This window comes from Plantactinospora sp. BB1, from assembly GCF_003030385.1.
Taxonomy (GTDB): domain Bacteria; phylum Actinomycetota; class Actinomycetes; order Mycobacteriales; family Micromonosporaceae; genus Plantactinospora.
The window spans coordinates 7,413,000-7,429,305 of the sequence record NZ_CP028159.1 but is presented as its reverse complement, the minus strand read 5'-3'; the positions used below and the strand labels follow the sequence as shown (position 1 = coordinate 7,429,305).

General features: G+C 72.9%; 13 protein-coding genes. 9 read left to right on the top strand and 4 right to left on the bottom strand.

Translation table 11 applies throughout. The features are described 5' to 3' along the window. Positions 1 to 75: 75 nt before the first annotated feature. The gene (locus tag C6W10_RS32535; protein WP_234361504.1) at positions 76 to 2,313 is read right to left on the bottom strand and encodes a glycoside hydrolase family 3 N-terminal domain-containing protein; all 2,238 of its coding nucleotides are present in this window, start codon (positions 2,311 to 2,313) and stop codon (positions 76 to 78) included. Between the two features lie 185 nt (positions 2,314 to 2,498). Continuing rightward, positions 2,499 to 3,650 carry a class I SAM-dependent methyltransferase gene (locus C6W10_RS32530; protein ID WP_107262886.1) on the bottom strand — a complete coding sequence of 384 codons (1,152 nt, stop codon included), beginning with the start codon at positions 3,648 to 3,650 and terminating at the stop codon, positions 2,499 to 2,501. Between the two features lie 119 nt (positions 3,651 to 3,769). Here C6W10_RS32530 and thrS point away from each other — a divergent pair, with 119 nt between their 5' ends. Together thrS and C6W10_RS32520 are read left to right on the top strand one after the other, a co-directional pair. Further along, positions 3,770 to 5,818: a threonine--tRNA ligase gene (thrS, locus tag C6W10_RS32525; protein WP_107262885.1), complete on the top strand. Its 2,049-nt coding sequence runs from the start codon at positions 3,770 to 3,772 to the stop codon at positions 5,816 to 5,818. 43 nt (positions 5,819 to 5,861) lie between these two features. Beyond that, positions 5,862 to 6,383: an HIT domain-containing protein gene (locus C6W10_RS32520; protein WP_107262884.1), complete on the top strand. Its 522-nt coding sequence runs from the start codon at positions 5,862 to 5,864 to the stop codon at positions 6,381 to 6,383. Positions 6,384 to 6,690: 307 nt separating this feature from the next. Here the strand turns inward: C6W10_RS32520 and C6W10_RS32515 are convergent, their stop codons facing one another. Further along, positions 6,691 to 7,566 carry a bifunctional DNA primase/polymerase gene (locus tag C6W10_RS32515; RefSeq protein ID WP_107264457.1) on the bottom strand — a complete coding sequence of 292 codons (876 nt, stop codon included), beginning with the start codon at positions 7,564 to 7,566 and terminating at the stop codon, positions 6,691 to 6,693. A gap of 150 nt (positions 7,567 to 7,716) precedes the next feature. On the opposite strand from C6W10_RS32515, the gene C6W10_RS32510 reads away from it, so the two are divergent. Beyond that, a complete protein-coding gene (locus tag C6W10_RS32510) occupies positions 7,717 to 8,706 on the top strand; it encodes an aldo/keto reductase (RefSeq protein WP_107262883.1) in 990 nt (329 codons plus the stop codon). A 38-nt stretch (positions 8,707 to 8,744) separates the two neighbouring features. Here the strand turns inward: C6W10_RS32510 and C6W10_RS32505 are convergent, their stop codons facing one another. Then, positions 8,745 to 10,910 (bottom strand): elongation factor G-like protein EF-G2, encoded by a 2,166-nt coding sequence (locus tag C6W10_RS32505; protein WP_107262882.1) that lies wholly within the window; start codon positions 10,908 to 10,910, stop codon positions 8,745 to 8,747. A 252-nt stretch (positions 10,911 to 11,162) separates the two neighbouring features. On the opposite strand from C6W10_RS32505, the gene pgsA reads away from it, so the two are divergent. The 6 genes from pgsA (at position 11,163) to pdxT (ending at position 16,296) form a co-directional block, all read left to right on the top strand. Further along, positions 11,163 to 11,792, top strand: a complete 630-nt coding sequence (gene pgsA / locus C6W10_RS32500; RefSeq protein ID WP_107262881.1) for a phosphatidylinositol phosphate synthase — start codon at positions 11,163 to 11,165, stop codon at positions 11,790 to 11,792. A gap of 19 nt (positions 11,793 to 11,811) precedes the next feature. Continuing rightward, complete coding sequence (locus C6W10_RS32495; RefSeq protein WP_107262880.1) at positions 11,812 to 12,777, top strand: phosphatidylinositol mannoside acyltransferase; 966 nt, start codon at positions 11,812 to 11,814, stop codon at positions 12,775 to 12,777. A gap of 13 nt (positions 12,778 to 12,790) precedes the next feature. Continuing rightward, on the top strand, positions 12,791 to 13,951 hold the full coding sequence (locus C6W10_RS32490) for a glycosyltransferase family 4 protein (RefSeq protein WP_107262879.1): 1,161 nt from the start codon (positions 12,791 to 12,793) through the stop codon (positions 13,949 to 13,951). Between the two features lie 109 nt (positions 13,952 to 14,060). Beyond that, positions 14,061 to 14,564 carry a hypothetical protein gene (locus C6W10_RS32485; protein WP_107262878.1) on the top strand — a complete coding sequence of 168 codons (504 nt, stop codon included), beginning with the start codon at positions 14,061 to 14,063 and terminating at the stop codon, positions 14,562 to 14,564. A gap of 217 nt (positions 14,565 to 14,781) precedes the next feature. Further along, positions 14,782 to 15,660, top strand: a complete 879-nt coding sequence (pdxS, locus tag C6W10_RS32480; protein ID WP_107264456.1) for a pyridoxal 5'-phosphate synthase lyase subunit PdxS — start codon at positions 14,782 to 14,784, stop codon at positions 15,658 to 15,660. A 6-nt stretch (positions 15,661 to 15,666) separates the two neighbouring features. Then, positions 15,667 to 16,296 carry a pyridoxal 5'-phosphate synthase glutaminase subunit PdxT gene (gene pdxT, locus C6W10_RS32475; RefSeq protein WP_107262877.1) on the top strand — a complete coding sequence of 210 codons (630 nt, stop codon included), beginning with the start codon at positions 15,667 to 15,669 and terminating at the stop codon, positions 16,294 to 16,296. Positions 16,297 to 16,306 lie beyond the last annotated feature (10 nt).

Genomic DNA, 16,306 nt, shown 5'->3' with positions numbered 1-16,306 from the left:
GGGTGAATCGGTGGCTGGTGCGGCGGTCCGCCCGGATTGTGCCACCAGCGCGACTCCGGGCGGACCGGGCATCATTCAGCCGGTGCCGCAGGACTGTCCGTTCAGGGTGAACGCCGTCGGCCGGGGGTTGCTGCCGGTGTGGCTGCCGGTGAAGCCGATCCCGACGGAGGCGCCCGCCGCGAGGGTGCCGTTCCAGCTCTCGTTCGTCGCGGTGACGTCGCTGCCGGACTGGGTCCACCGGGCCGACCAGCCCTGCACCACCCGCTGCCCGCTGGCGGGGAAGCCGAAGCCGAGGGTCCAGCCGGTCAGTGCGGCGGTACCGGTGTTGCGGATGGTGAGGTTCGCGGAGAATCCGCCGCCCCACTCGTCGACCGCGTACGTCACCTGGCAGGCGGCACCCGTCGGCGGCGTGCTGGGCGGCGGCGTGCTCGGCGGCGGGGTGCCGGGCGGCTGGCCGGCGTAGCCGAGACCGTGGCCGTACGGGAAGAGCGGCGTCTTGCCGTCGCCGTCGTTGATCGGCTGCTGGCTCGCGCTGCTCATCCAGCTCACCGGCAGCTTGCCGGTGGCCGGGCGTACCCCGAAGAGCACGTCGGCCACCCCGGCGCCCTCGGTGCCGGGCAGCCAGGCGGCGAGCAGGGCACGCCAGTTCGGCAACTGGCCGGCGATGTCCAGCGGCCGGCCGGAGACCAGCACCACGATCACCGGTACCCCGGAGGCGCGCAGCCGGTCCAGGGTGGCCAGGTCGGTGGCGTCCAGTCCCATCCCGCTCGGCCGGTCCCCGCGCCCCTCGGCGTACGGCGTCTCGCCGACCACCGCGATCGCGGCCCGGTAGGAGCTGTCGATGCCGGTACCGCTGGCGTTGTAGGTGACCGTGCTGGAGGAGGCGACCGCGTTCCGGATCCCCTGCAGGATGCTGGTGCCGGGGGTGATCGCCCCGCTGCCGCCCTGCCAGGAGACCGTCCAGCCGCCGCTGGCGTACCCGATGTTGTCGGCGCTCTTGCCGGCCACGAAGATCCGGTTGTTCGCGGTGGCCAGCGGCAGGATGCCGCCGTCGTTCTTCAGCAGCACCTGGGAGGCCGCCACCGCCTCCCGGGCCAGCGCCCGGTGTGCCGCGCTGCCCACCGTCGAGGTGTACGACCGGTCGGCCAGCGGCCGTTCGAAGAGGCCCAGCTCGAACTTCTTGGTCAGGATCCGCCGGTTGGCGTCGTCGATCCGGGCCTGGCTCACCCGGCCGGCCTGCACCTCGGCGCGCAGGTGGGTGATGAACTGCCGCCAGCCGGTCGGCGCCATCACCATGTCGATGCCGGCGTTTACCGCCTGCCGCACCTCGGCGGCGGTGAATCCGGTGGCGCCGTCGAGCTGGTCGATGCCGTTCCAGTCGGAGACCACGAAGCCGTCGAAGCCGAGTTCGCCCTTGAGCAGACCGTTGATCAGGTAGTCGTGCCCGTGCAGCTTCTGCCCATTCCAACTGCTGTACGAGATCATCACCGAGCCGACGCCCCGGCGGACCGCCTCGGCGAACGGCGGCAGGTGTACGGCCCGCAGCTCGGCCTCGGAGAGCTGGGTGTTGCCCTGGTCGGTGCCGTTCGTGGTGCCGCCGTCGCCGAGGTAGTGCTTGGCGGTGGCCAGCACCGACGCGGGCCCGGCCAGCGAGTCGCCCTGTAGTCCGTCGATCACGGTGGTCATCGAGCTGACCAGGGCGGGGTTCTCGCCGAACGACTCGTAGGTGCGGCCCCAGCGGTCGTTGCGGGCCACGCAGAGGCAGGGGGCGAAGGTCCAGTTCACCCCGGTGCCGGCGACCTCCTCGGCGGTGGCCCGGCCGATCCGCCGGACCAGTTCCGGGTCGCGGGTGGCGCCGAGGCCGATGTTGTGCGGGAAGATCGTCGCGCCGACCACGTTGTTGTGCCCGTGTACGGCGTCCGAGCCGTAGATCATCGGGATGCCCAGCGGCGTGCCGAGGGCGGCGTTCTGGAACCGGTCGTACATGTCGGCCCAGCTCGTGGCGTTGTTCGGGGTGGGCGCGGAGCCGCCGCCGGAGAGCACCGAGCCGAGCCGGTAGCTGGTGATGTCGGCGGGGGTGACCGAGGCGCGCTCGCCCTGGGTCATCTGGCCGATCTTCTCGTCCAGGCTCATCCGGCCGAGCAGGTCGTCGACCCGGGTGGCGACCGGCAGCGCCGGGTCCTGGTAGGGCAGCGCGGCGGCGCTGGCGGCGGGGGCGCTGGCGGCCGGCGGGGCGGGGGCGCCGACACCGAGGCCGATCAGGGTCAGCAGCAGGGCGGCGGTGAGCAGTGCGGCGGGAGGTCGGGTGGGCACGGGACGTCCTTCCGGCGGCAGGTTCCCGCACGTCCGGCGCCGCTCCCCGCCGTACGGTGACCGCTGCGATCGACGATCGTCGTTCTCGGCTCCTGCCCGACCCTATTCGGGAGCGCTCCCATGGACATCCGCCGGGCAATAACGATCCGATAACGGGCGCCCGTGTGTCGCCGGCCCCCCGGGCCTCAGCGGGCCGGCGGCAGTTGCAGCACCCAGCGGTACGCCTGGACCATCCCGGTGTCGAAGCCGGCCGCCGAGCCCCAGAGGAAGAGCCGGAACCGCCGGTACAGCGGCTCGCCCCAGCGCCGCACGATCTCGTCCCGGGCGTCGTCCAGCCGACGCGCCCACTCCCGGCAGGTCAGGTAGTAGTTGTGCCGGTCGTCGACGAGATTGAGCAGCTCGAACGGTGAGTGCGCCACGTGCCGCAGGTACTGGTGCAGCAGCAGCGGGGCCGAGCCGCCCGGATAGACGTACCGCTTCATGAAGGTCGAGACGACGTGCTTGCGGCGCATCGCCAGCGCGTCCAGGTAGACCCGGCCGCCGGGCCGGAGCAGTTCGGCGTACTTGCGCAGCGTGGTGCGGTAGTCGGGCAGGTGCTCGGTGACCCCCATGTTCACGATCGCGTCGTAGCGCTCGCCGGGGGAGTAGCCGAAGATGTGCTCCCGGACCACCCGCACCGGCAGCCGCTCGCGGTCGAACAGCTCGGTGAGGAAACGCTCCGACTCCACCGACAACGTCGTGGTGGTGACCCGTACGCCCCGGCGGGCCGCGTGCTCGCTGAACGCGCCCCAGCCGCCGCCGACCTCCAGCACGTGGTCGCCGGGGCCGACCCCGATCGCCTCCAGCGCCAGGTCCATCTTGCGGGTCATCGCGTCTTCCAACGGCTCGTCGTCGGAGGCGAAGACCCCCTCGGTGTAGCAGCGGTGCCGGTGGTCGAGGAAGGTCAGGAAGAACTCGGAGTCCTCGTCGTAGTGGTGCGAGATGGCCCGCCGGTCGTCCTCGCGCCGCCCGCGCAGCAGCGTCGGCAGGAACCGGCCGACGAAGGCGATCGGATGCCGGTCGGTGAAGAACGAGCGCATCCGCAGCGCCGCCGCCAGGTCGCCCTCGACGTCCAGCGACCCCTGGAGGTAGGCGACGGCGACGGCGAACTGGTCGAGCGCGGCAAGTGCCTTGGCGCCCCGCTCGTCCTTGACCACGATGGTGAACTGCGGTGCTCCGGTGCCGAAGGTCCGCACCGGCCCACCGGCCGGCGCCACCGCGAACGGTACGCCCGGCCCGGTGCCGAAGAAGGTCTGGTATCTACGCTGTAGTGCGCTCACGGCGTCGACGGGTGCCACGGCGTCAATCTAACGCCGTGGCAGCGGCGCCGGCAGGAGGAAAACGCAGGACCGATAGCATCTGGGCAAGCCGATCCCCTCGGTGATGCCCGATTCGTCCAAGATCGTAAGGAGCCACCGTGTCCCAACCCCGTACCCCCGTCGGTGCCGACCCCGTCGTCGTCCCGGCCGGGACGACGGCGGCCGAGGCGGTGGCGGCGGCCGGTCTGCCGCACGCCGGCCCCGGGGCGATCGTGGTGGTCCGCGACCCGGCCGGCCAGCTCCGCGACCTGGACTGGGCGCCCGAGGTGGAGACCGTGGTCGAGCCGGTACGGCTGGACTCGCCGGACGGGCTCAACGTGCTGCGCCACTCGACCGCGCACGTGCTGGCCCAGGCCGTCCAGGACACCTTCCCCGAGGCGAAGCTCGGGATCGGCCCGCCGATCGACAACGGCTTCTACTACGACTTCGACGTCGACCGCCCGTTCCAGCCGGAGGATCTCGACCGGCTGGAGAAGCGGATGCAGGAGATCGTCAAGTCCGGGCAGCGGTTCCGGCGGCGCCGCTTCGACAGCCTGGACGCGGCCCGCACCGAACTCGCCGACGAGCCGTTCAAACTTGAGCTGATCGAGGTCAAGGGCGCGGGCACCGAGGGTGGCGGGACGGGCTTCGACGCCGGTGAGGTGATGGAGGTCGGCGCCGGTGACCTCACCATCTACGACAACCTGGACGCCGAGAGTGGCAAGGTCTGCTGGTCCGACCTGTGCCGGGGGCCGCACCTGCCCAGCACCCGGCTGATCGGCGCGTTCAAGCTGATGCGCTCGGCCGCGGCCTACTGGCGGGGCAACGAGCGCAACCCGCAGCTCCAGCGGGTCTACGGCACCGCCTGGCCGACCCGGGACGGGCTCAAGGCGTACCTGAAGGTGCTGGAGGAGGCGGCCCGGCGCGACCACCGCAAGCTCGGCGCCGAGCTGGACCTCTTCAGCTTCCCCGACGAGATCGGCTCCGGCCTGGCGGTCTTCCACCCCAAGGGCGGGATCATCCGGCGCGAGCTGGAGGACTACTCGCGACGGCGGCACGAGGCGGCCGGCTACGAGTTCGTGAACAGCCCGCACATCACCAAGGCGCAGCTCTTCGAGACCTCCGGGCACCTGCCGTACTACGCCGACACGATGTTCCCGCCGATGCGGTTCGAGGGCGCGGAGTATTACCTCAAGGCGATGAACTGCCCGATGCACAACCTGATCTTCCGGGCGCGCGGGCGGTCGTACCGGGAGCTGCCGCTGCGGCTCTTCGAGTTCGGCACCGTCTACCGGTACGAGAAGTCCGGCGTGGTGCACGGGCTCACCCGGGTACGCGGGCTGACCCAGGACGACTCGCACATCTACTGCACCCGGGAGCAGATGCCGGGTGAGCTGACCACCCTGCTCGCCTTCGTCCTCGACCTGCTCCGCGACTACGGCCTCGACGACTTCTATCTGGAGCTGTCGACCCGGGACGACTCGCCGAAGTTCATCGGCTCGGCCGAGGACTGGGCGGAGGCGACCGAGGCCCTGAAGACCGCCGCCGAGGCGTCCGGGCTCGACCTGGTGCCGGATCCGGGTGGCGCGGCCTTCTACGGGCCGAAGATCAGCGTGCAGGCCAAGGACGCCATCGGGCGTACCTGGCAGATGTCCACCATCCAGGTCGACTTCAACCAGCCGGAGCGGTTCGGCCTGGAATACCAGGCCGCGGACGGCACCCGGCAGCGGCCGGTGATGATCCACCGAGCGCTCTTCGGCTCGATCGAGCGCTTCTTCGGGGTGCTCACCGAGCACTACGCCGGAGCCTTCCCGGCCTGGCTCGCCCCGGTGCAGGTGGTCGGCATCCCGATCCGCGAGGAGCACGCCACCCACCTGCACGGCTTCGTCGCCGCGCTGCGCGCCGAGGGGATCCGCGCCGAGGTGGACACCTCGGACGACCGGATGCAGAAGAAGATCCGTACCGCCCAGCAGCAGAAGATCCCGTTCATGGCGATCGCCGGGGACGCCGACGTGGAGGCCGGGGCGGTCTCGTTCCGCTACCGGGACGGGTCGCAGCGCAACGGGGTACCGCTCGCCGACGCGGTGGCGCACGTGGTGGAGGTGGTCCGGTCCCGGGTCAACACCGGTCCGACCGCCGGACCGACCGGTGGCGAGGCCGGGTCGTAGGATCGTCGGCGTGACAGGCGCGGCGCCCCACGCGGAACTCGGCATGCCCGACGGGCTCGATCGGCTCTGGACCCCGCACCGGATGACCTATATCTCCGGTCCGGACCGGCCGGGGGAGGGGCACGAGAAGCCGGCCGGCTGCCCGTTCTGCCTCGCCCCCGAGCGGGAGGGCGAGGAGAACCTCGTGGTGCACCGGGGCGAACGGGTCTTCGTGGTGCTCAACCTCTACCCGTACAACCCCGGGCACCTGCTGGTCTGCCCGTACCGGCACGTCGCCGACTACACCGAGCTGGACGTCGCGGAGACGGCCGAGCTGGCCGACTGCACCCAGGCGGCGATGCGGGTGGTCCGGCGGGTCAGCAACGCGCACGGCTTCAACATCGGGATGAACCAGGGCGGGGTGGCCGGCGCCGGCATCGCCGCCCACCTGCACCAGCACGTGGTGCCGAGGTGGGGCGGGGACGCCAACTTCATGCCGGTGATCGCCCGGACCAAGGTGCTGCCGCAGTTGCTCGCCGACACCCGTACCCTGCTCGCCACCGCCTGGGCGACCACGGCCGGCTGAGCGACGAACCGCCTGCGGCCCCGTGGCTCCCCGGCTCGGCGGGGTTCTTCTTCCCGACCGAGCCGACCACCGGCGCCGGAGCGGCCCGGCCGGGGCGGGAGAGTGCCTGGCGCGCGCTGTCGAGCTGGGTGCACGGGTGGGGCACCCCACCCGGTTGTCCGGCCGGCGGCCGGCGGGGCGCGGGCCTGAGTGCGGAGGCTCGGGTGCGGGTGCACCGGTGGGGCAGCTCGACAGTCTCCCCACCGGGGTGTCGCCGGTCGAGGTGACCGGCGGCGCGAGATGTAATCAGGCGCGGTCGGCGACCCAGCTAGGCGGCGAGACCGTACCGGGGATGCCGGCGACCGGTTCGCAGCCCGGAGCGGATCGTCCGGGCGATCTCGTACCGGCCCAGCCCGCTGCGCCGGGCGGCGTCGGCCAGCACCACGGTGATGTCCCGCTCGTCCAGCAGCTCCACCGCGGCGAGCTGACCGAGGTGGTACGCCGCCCGGTAGAGCGTGGTGTTCCGGGTACCGGTCACCGCGCCGGCCACGCTGCTGGCCTCGGCGGCGAGCGCGGCGCTGGCGTACCGGTCGGGATGCCGCAGCCGGTCGGCGCCGCCCGGCCCGGGAATTCCCGGCCGGGCCGGCGGTGCCGGCGGGAAGAGCAGCGCGGTCAGCTCCGGCGGGCAGTCGGCGAGCGGGACGTCCGGCCGGCGGATCCAGCGGTAGTCCCGGCCACTGGCGTGCCGGGACGGCGGGGCGACGACGTAGCCGCCGGCTCCGCGCCAGTCCACCCCGGGCAGCAGCCCGCTGCGGTTGCCGGCGCCGGTCGGCCGCAGGTAGAGATGCCAGCCGCCGGAACCGGTCCGGACCACCGGCCCGGTGATCCGGCGCTCGCGGACCACGGCACGCAGCGCGGCGACCCCGTCCGGCGGGTCGACGTCACAGACGTCGAACCGGTCACCGGTACGCAGTGCCAGGTTCGCCTCCGGCCAGCGGGTCCACCACCGTCGGATCACCTCCGGCCGGGTGCTGGCGTCGTGCAGGCCGTGCCGGAGCAGGCTGCGGTGCCAGCGGGGATGCTTGCCCGGGCGGTCGCAGTCGGGCCGGCGGCAGGTGCAGCCGGTCGCGGTCGGAGAGTGCAACGGCAACACGGGTACGCCGGCAGCGGCGTATTCCAGGGCGGCGCGCAGCAGCGGTGTCATCCCGACCTCCTCGCCGGCCGGATACCCACGCTCAGGATATTCGAACACCTGTCTGATCGACACCCGGGTACGCCGTTCGACCCGTTCACCGCCGTCCAGCGGATTGTCGCCGGCTCCGCCCGGCCGGCCCGATGTGAAAGCCTTACCGACATGAATGCGAACACGCGGGTGTTGGGGCGCAGCGGCATCGAGGTGAGCGCGCTCGGCCTCGGCTGCTGGGCCATCGGCGGCGTCTGGCACCAGGGTGACCAGCCGTTCGGCTGGGGACAGGTGGACGACGACGAGTCGATCCGGGCGATCCGGCGCGGCCTCGACCTCGGCGTCACCCTCTTCGACACCGCCGACGTCTACGGCACCGGGCACAGCGAACGGATCCTGGCCCGCGCCCTGGCCGGACACCGGGACGAGGTGGTGCTCGCCACCAAGTGGGGCTACACCTACGACGAGGCGACCCGGCAGATGACCGGCGCGGACGGGTCGGCCCACCACCTGCGCCGGGCGGTGGCCGCCTCGCTGCGCCGGCTGGAGACCGACCGGATCGACCTCTACCAACTGCACCTCGGCGACCTGCCGGTCGACGAGGCGGCGGAACTCCTCGGCACCCTGGAGGAACTCGTCGCCGAGGGCCGGATCCGGTCGTACGGCTGGAGCACCGACCTGCCCGACCGGGCCGCCTCCTGGGGCGCCGACGGCCCGCACTGCACCGCCGTGCAGCACTCCTTCTCGGTGCTACAGGACGCGCCGGAGATGCTCGCCGTCTGCGAGCGCCACGACCTGGCCAGCGTCAACCGGGGGCCGCTGGCGATGGGGCTGCTCTCCGGCAAGTTCACCGAGTCGTCCACGCTGGCCGCCGACGACGTACGCGGGATCGCCCCGGCCTGGCTGGACTGGTTCCGGGACGGGCGGCCCGCCCCGGAGTTCCTCGCCCGGGTGGCCGCCGTCCGGGACGTGCTCGCCTCCGACGGCCGTACCCTCGCCCAAGGCGCGCTGGGCTGGCTCTGGGCGCGCAGCGGCCGTACGGTGCCGATCCCCGGCTTCCGGACCGTCGCCCAGGTGGAGGAGAACGTCGGCGCGCTGGCGCACGGGCCGCTCCCGGCCGACCAGGTCGCCGAGGTGGAGCGCCTGCTCGGCAAGGCGTGACGCGGAGGTGCCCGCCCCGGGGCGGGCACCTCGGGCGGTCACCGGCCGGACGAGCTGTGCTCCTTGCGGATCTGGTCGGCCAGGTGCGTCGGCATCGGCTCGTAGCGGGCGAAGGAGCGCCGGAAGGTGCCACCACCGGCGGTCATCGAGCGCAGCTCGACGGCGTACCGGATCAGCTCGGTCGCCGGCACCTCGGCCCGGACCAGCGTGTGCTCGGTGCCGGCCGGGTCCGGCTCGGTGCCGAGCACCCGGCCGCGCCGCCCGGACATGTCGCTCATCACCGCGCCGACATATCCGTCCGGCACCCGGACCACCACCTCGTCGACCGGCTCCAGGAGCGTGACCTGCCCCTTCTCCGCCGCGTCGCGCAGCGCCAGCGAACCGGCGGTCTGGAAGGCGGCGTCGGACGAGTCGACGCTGTGCGCCTTGCCGTCCACCAGGGTCACCCTCAGGTCCACCACCGGATAGCCGGCGACGATGCCCCGGCCCATCTGGGTGCGTACACCCTTCTCCACCGACGGGATGTAGTTGTGCGGCACGGCGCCGCCGACCACCCGGTCGGCGAACTCGAAGCCCGCACCCCGGGGTAGCGGCTCCACCTCGATGTCGCAGACCGCGTACTGGCCGTGCCCGCCGGACTGCTTCACGTGCCGGCCGTGCCCCTTCGAGGCCACCGCGAAGGTCTCCCGCAGCGCCACCCGGACCGGCTCGGTCTCCAGGTCCACCCCGCCGCCGCGGAGCCGGTCGAGCACCACCTCGGCGTGCGCCTCGCCCATGCACCAGAGCACCAGCTGATGGGTCTCCGGGTTGCGCTCCAGCCGCATCTTCGGGTCACCGGCGACCAGCCGGGCCAGGTTCTTGGCCAGCGCGTCCTCGTCGGCCCGGCTCTTCGCCACGATCGCCACCGGCAGCAGCGGCTCGGGCATCTCCCAGGGCTCGATCAGCAGCGGGTGCTCCCTGGCCGAGATGGTGTCGCCGGTCTCCGCCGTACCCGACTTGGTGATCGCGCAGATGTCGCCGGCCACGCAGTACGGCACCTCGCGCAGCGCGGCGCCGAGCGGGGAGTAGATGTGCGCGATCCGCTCGTCGGCGTCGTGGTCCGGATGGCCGCGCTCGGCCATGCCGTGCCCGGAGACGTGCACCACCTGGTCGGGGCGGAGCGTGCCGGAGAAGACCCGGACCAGGGAGACCCGGCCGACGTGCCGGTCGATGGTGGTCTTGACCACCTCGGCCACCAGCGGGCCGTCCGGGTCGCAGTGCAGCGGCGGCTGCGGCGAGCCGTCGACCCCGGTGACGGTGGGCAGGTCGTGCTCCAGCGGGGTCGGGAACGCCGAGGTCAGCAGCTCCAGCAGGGCGTCGACGCCGAGCCCGGTCTCGGCGCAGACCGGTACCACCGGATAGAAGTGCCCCCGGGCGACGGCCTTCTCCAGGTCGTCGATGAGGACCTCGACCTCGATCTCCTCGCCGCCGAGGTAGCGGTCCAGCAGCGTCTCGTCCTCGCTCTCCGCGATGATGCCCTCGATCAACTCGTTCCGGGCGTCGCCGATCGCCGGCAGGTGCTCGGGGTCGGGGTCGCGGACCGCCGCCGGCAGCCCGGCGGTGTAGTCGAAGACCCGGCGGGTGATCAGGCCCATCAGGCCGACCACGTCGACACCCTCGTCGTCGAGCATCGGCAGGTAGAGCGGGAGTACGTTGTCGCCGAAGACCCGCTGGCAGAGCGCCACCGTCTCGTCGAGGTCGGCCCGCTGGTGGTCCAGCCGGGTGACCGCGACGGCCCGGGGCATCCCGACGGCGGCACACTCCTGCCAGAGCGCGGCGGTCGCCCCGTCCATCCCGTCCACCGCCGAGACGACGAAGAGCGCCGCGTCCGCCGCGCGCAGCCCGGCCCGGAGTTCGCCGACGAAGTCCGCGTAGCCGGGGGTGTCCAACAGGTTGACCTTGATGCCGTTGTGTTGCAGCGGCGCGCAGGCCAGGCTGATCGAGCGCTGCTGGCGTACCGCCGCCGGGTCGTGGTCGCACACCGTGGTGCCCTCGGTCACCGCACCGGGCCGCGAGATCGTGCCGGTCGCCGCCAGCAGCGCGTCGACCAGGGTCGTCTTTCCGGCACCGGAGTGGCCGACGAGCACCACGTTGCGAACCCTGCCGGGCTCGTCCACCACCGGCGCCGGGCCGGTGACCCCCTTCTCCTGACTCTTCTGCGCCATCGGGGCGCACCTCCCTAAGCCGGTGGTTGGTGGCGACCGCCGCGTGCGACGGGGGAGCTGCCCTGGCGACTCCGCGGCGATATCCTCGGGTGGCCTGCCGTGCTGCCGGAGACGTGCCGGGTGACAGGTGAGCGACGTCACGTCCCCTGCTCCGATCTCACACCCGTACAAGTCGTGACACAAGCCTGCGGCGCGAAGTAGGCGCCACCGGGCGTACCGTCGCCGTTCGCGGCCCGTTATGGTGGGACGGCCATGGCGAAGATCTTCCAGGTGTCGGCCCGGGCCGGCATGACCCGAGTCGTCGAACCGATCGCCCGGACCCTGCTGCGGGTCGGGGTGACGCCCAACGCCGTCACCGTGACCGGGACGCTCGGGGTGGTGGTCGGATCGATCGTGCTCGGCGCCCGGGGTTACCTGGTCGCCGGTGCGCTCGTGGTGACCTTCTTCGCCCTCACCGACCTGCTCGACGGCACGATGGCCCGGATGCGGGGCGGGTCGAGCCGGTTCGGCGCGTTCCTCGACTCGAGCATGGACCGGGTCTCCGACGGCGCGGTCTTCGGCGCCGTCGCATACTGGCTGGCCACCCAGGACGACCACGTCGGGGTCGCCGCCGCGCTGATCTGCCTGGTCGCCGGTGGCCTCGTCTCGTACGTCAAGGCCCGGGCCGAGGGGCTCGGGATGACCTGCAACGTCGGCATCGCCGAGCGGACCGAGCGGCTGCTGATCGTCGGGGTCGGCGGGCTGCTCACCGGCCTCGGGCTGGACTGGGCGCTGGTCACCGCGCTCTGGCTGCTCGCCGCGGTCTCGGTCTTCACCGTCGGGCAGCGGATGACGCACGTCTGGCGGCAGGCGCAGCGCGCCGAGTTGGGCGTGGACGCGTGACAGTGCCGCAGGCCAGCCGGTGACCCCGGTCGAGTTCGGCTACCTGGCCGGCTGGCGGGCCGTACGCGCACTGCCCAAGCCGGTGGCGGCGGCGCTGTTCCGGGCCGCCGCCGACCAGGCGTACCGCAGGCGTGGCCGGGGGACCCGACGGCTCGCCGCCAACCTGCGCCGGGTGGTCGGTCCCGAACTGCCGCCGGACGCCCTGGAGGAGCTCGTCCGCCGGGGCATGCGCTCGTACGCCCGCTACTGGCTCGACGTGTTCCGGCTGCCGTCGCGCAGCCGGGAGCAGATCCGCGACGACTTCCGGCTCGACGGCGAGGAGCGGCTCGCCGCCGAGATGGCGGCCGGCCGGGGTGTCGTGGTGGCACTGCCGCACTCCGGCAACTGGGACGCCGCCGGCGCCTGGGTGGCCGCCAAGGGCTGGCCGATCGCCACCGTCATGGAGCGACTCAAGCCGGAGGGCGTCTACGAGCGCTTCCTCGACTTCCGGCGCCGGCTCGGCATGGAGATCCTGCCGACCCACGGCGGCCCCCGGGCCCCGTTCGAGATACTGGCCGAGCGGGTCGCCGCCGGCTACCTGGTGCCGCTGCTCGCCGATCGGGACCTGTCGGCGCGCGGTGTCGAGGTGCGGTTCTTCGGCGGTCGGGCGCGGATGCCGGCCGGCCCGGCGCTGCTGGCCCTCCGGACCGGCGCCCCGCTCTACGTGGCCGCCCTCTGGTACGACCCGGCCGGGCCCCGGGGCCGGCTGATCGGGCCGCTGGAGGTGCCGTCGCCGGATTCCGGCCCGCTGGACCAGCGGGTCCGGGCGCTGACCCAGCGGATCGCCGACCATCTGGCCGAGGGCATCGCGCAGCGCCCGGAGGACTGGCACATGCTGCAACGGGTCTGGGTCGACGAGCCCGGCCGGACCGCCGCAGTGACCGGTCCGGCCGGGGTGGTGGCGCCGGAGACACCTGGCACCCCGTCGATCTCCGAGCCGGCCTGAAGGGGGAGGCGCAGTGCGGATCGGCATCGTGTGTCCGTACTCCTTCGACGTCCCCGGCGGGGTGCAGAACCACGTACTCGACCTCGCCGAGGCGCTGATCGGGCTCGGGCACGAGGTGAGCGTGCTGGCGCCGGCGGACGAGGACTCGCCGCTGCCGCCGTACGTGGTGTCGGCCGGCCGGTCGGTGCCGCTGCCGTACAACGGCTCGGTCGCCCGGATCACCTTCGGGCCGGTCTCCACCGCCCGGGTCCGGCGCTGGCTGGCCCGGGGCAACTTCGACGTGCTGCACGTGCACGAGCCGTTCACGCTCAGCCTCTCGCTGCTCGCCGTGCTCTCCGCCCGGGGGCCGGTGGTCGCCACCTTCCACACCGCGATGACCCGGTCCCGGGCGCTCGCCGCCGCGCAGGGGGTGTTGCAGTTCGCCGTGGAGCGGATCACCGCCCGGATCGCGGTGAGCGCGCTGGCCCGCAAGGTCCAGGTCGAGCATCTCGGCGGCGGGGCGGTGGAGATCCCCAACGGGGTGGCGGTGGCGAAGTTCGCCGACGCCGAACCGCTGCCCGGCTGGCCCGGCCGGTGCGGCCAGGGCGAGGGCGGCACGCTCGGCTTCCTCGGCCGGTTCACCGAGCCCCGCAAGGGTTTCGGGGTGCTCCGGGAGGCGTTCGTCGGGCTCGCCGCGGAACGCCCGGGGCTGCGGCTGCTGGTCGCCGGCCCGGGTGACGAGGCCGAGCTGCACGAGGGCGTACCGGAGGAGTTGCGGGACCGGATCACCTTCCTCGGCCGGGTCTCCGAACCGGACAAGGCGCGCATGCTGCGCAGCGTGCACCTCTACGTCGCGCCGAACACCGGGGGCGAGTCCTTCGGCATGATCCTGACCGAGGCGATGGCCGCCGGGGCGACGGTGGTGGCCAGCGATCTGGACGCCTTCCGTCGGGTGTTGGACGGGGGCCGGGCCGGGGAACTCTTTCCCACCGGGGACTCGGCGGCGCTGCGACGTACCCTGGCCGGCCTGCTCGACGACCCGGTGCGCCGCGCCGAACTGTCGGCCTGTGCCCGGGAGGTGGTCGAGACCTTCGACTGGCCGACGGTGGCCCGCCGGGTCCTGGAGGTGTACGCCACCGCGATCGAGGCAACCGACGGTCGGGTGCTGGACCAGGAGTGGATCGGGCCGGCCTGAGCCGGATCGTCCCGACCGGCACGGTTTCGCCGTCGCCGGGGCCGGGCGGCGGGATCGTCCCCGGGGTGCCGGTGACGTGCCAGGAGACGGAAGTGGGGGCCGCACTACGATGCCGGGCATGTGGTGGGTGGTGGGCGGCGTCGCGGCGGTCGTCCTGGTGACGGCGTACCTGATCTGGATCGCGGCCCGGGTCGACCGGATGCACGCGCGGGTACGCTCGGCGACCCGCGCGCTCGACGCGCACCTGCTGCGCCGGGCGGCGGCCGCCGCGGTGCTGGCCGAGGAGCGCTACGCGGTGGAGCTGTACGCGGCGTCCCGGATCGCGCTGGACGCCGAGGGCGACGAGCGGGAGGCCGCCGAGAACGACCTGACCCGGCAGCTTCGGTCCAGCCCGCTGGACCCGGAGGATCCGGCCGCGGCGGCGGTGATCGGCGCCAGCCGGCGGCTCGCGCTGGCCCGTCAGGTGCACACCGACCTGGTACGCGACGCGCTCTCGCTGCGGCGCCGCCGCCTCGTACGCCTGTTCCGGATGTCCCGCAAGCACGAGCAGCCGCGCTATTTCGACATCGACGACCCGACCGTGAGCAGCCGTCCGGAGCTGTCGGTCGGCTGACCGGCAACCGCGCCCGCCGGGCGTGAGCCCGGCCACAGTGCAGGCCACCCGGGGTCTGATTGGCTGTCGGTCCGGCGTTGCACCCCGCGTAGCATCGAGTGCGATTCCACCCCCGAAAACACTTCCGAGGAGCGAAAACGCCGTGTCCGAATCCACCGCCCAGTCCGGTTCCGACCAGTCGACCTCGGCCGGGGGGCAGACCGTCAGCGCCGCCGGAGTGGTCGGCACCGCGCGGGTCAAGCGGGGTATGGCCGAGATGCTCAAGGGTGGCGTGATCATGGACGTGGTCACCCCCGAGCAGGCGAAGATCGCCGAGGACGCCGGTGCGGTCGCGGTGATGGCGCTGGAGCGGGTACCGGCCGACATCCGGGCCCAGGGCGGCGTCTCCCGGATGAGCGACCCGGACATGATCGACGGCATCATCAACGCCGTCTCGATCCCGGTGATGGCCAAGGCCCGGATCGGGCACTTCGTCGAGGCCCAGGTGCTCCAGGCGCTGGGCGTGGACTACGTCGACGAGTCCGAGGTGCTGACCCCGGCCGACTACGCCAACCACATCGACAAGTGGGCCTTCACGGTGCCCTTCGTCTGCGGCGCCACCAACCTGGGCGAGGCGCTGCGTCGGATCACCGAAGGGGCGGCGATGATCCGCTCCAAGGGCGAGGCCGGCACCGGTGACGTCTCGAACGCCACCACGCACATGCGGAAGATCCGTGACGAGATCCGCCGCCTCGGCTCGCTGCCCACCGACGAGCTGTACGTGGCCGCCAAGGAGTTGCAGGCGCCGTACGAGCTGGTCCGGGAGGTGGCCGAGACCGGGAAGCTGCCGGTGGTGCTCTTCACCGCGGGCGGCATCGCCACCCCGGCCGACGCGGCGATGATGATGCAGCTCGGCGCGGAGGGGGTCTTCGTCGGCTCCGGGATCTTCAAGTCCGGCAACCCGGCCCAGCGAGCGGCCGCGATCGTCAAGGCCACCACCTTCTACGACGACCCGGACGTGCTGGCCAAGGTGTCGCGCGGACTCGGCGAGGCGATGGTCGGGATCAACGTGGACGACATCCCGGTCCCGCACCGGCTGGCCGACCGCGGCTGGTGAGGTGACGTGAGCGCACCCGTGATCGGGGTGCTCGCGGTGCAGGGTGACGTCCGCGAGCATCTCGCCGCCCTGACCAGTGCGGGCGCGCAGGCCCGTCCGGTACGCCGGCCGGCGGAACTGGACGCGGTCGACGGCCTGGTCATCCCCGGCGGGGAGTCCACCACGATCAGCAAACTGGTCGACATCTTCGAGCTGCGCGAACCGGTCGACAAGCGGATCGCCGAGGGGATGCCGGTCTACGGCTCCTGCGCCGGGATGATCATGCTGGCTGCCGAGGTGCTCGACGGCCGGCCGGACCAGCGCGGCTTCGACGGCATCGCGATGACGGTCCGGCGCAACGCCTTCGGCCGGCAGGTCGACTCGTTCGAGGCGCCGGTGGAGATCTCCGGCATCGACGGTGGACCACTGCACGCGGTCTTCATCCGGGCGCCCTGGGTCGAGCGGGTCGGCGCCGGTGTCGAGGTACTGGGCACCGTCACCGGCGGCGTACCGGGCACCGTCACCGGCAGCCCTGCCGCCGGCCGGATCGTGGCGGTACGGCAGGGCAACCTGCTGGCCACCTCGTTCCACCCGGAACTCACCGGCGACGCACGGCTGCACCGCTACTTCGTCGACCTGGTCAGCAGCGCGACCTGAGCGGCCCGGT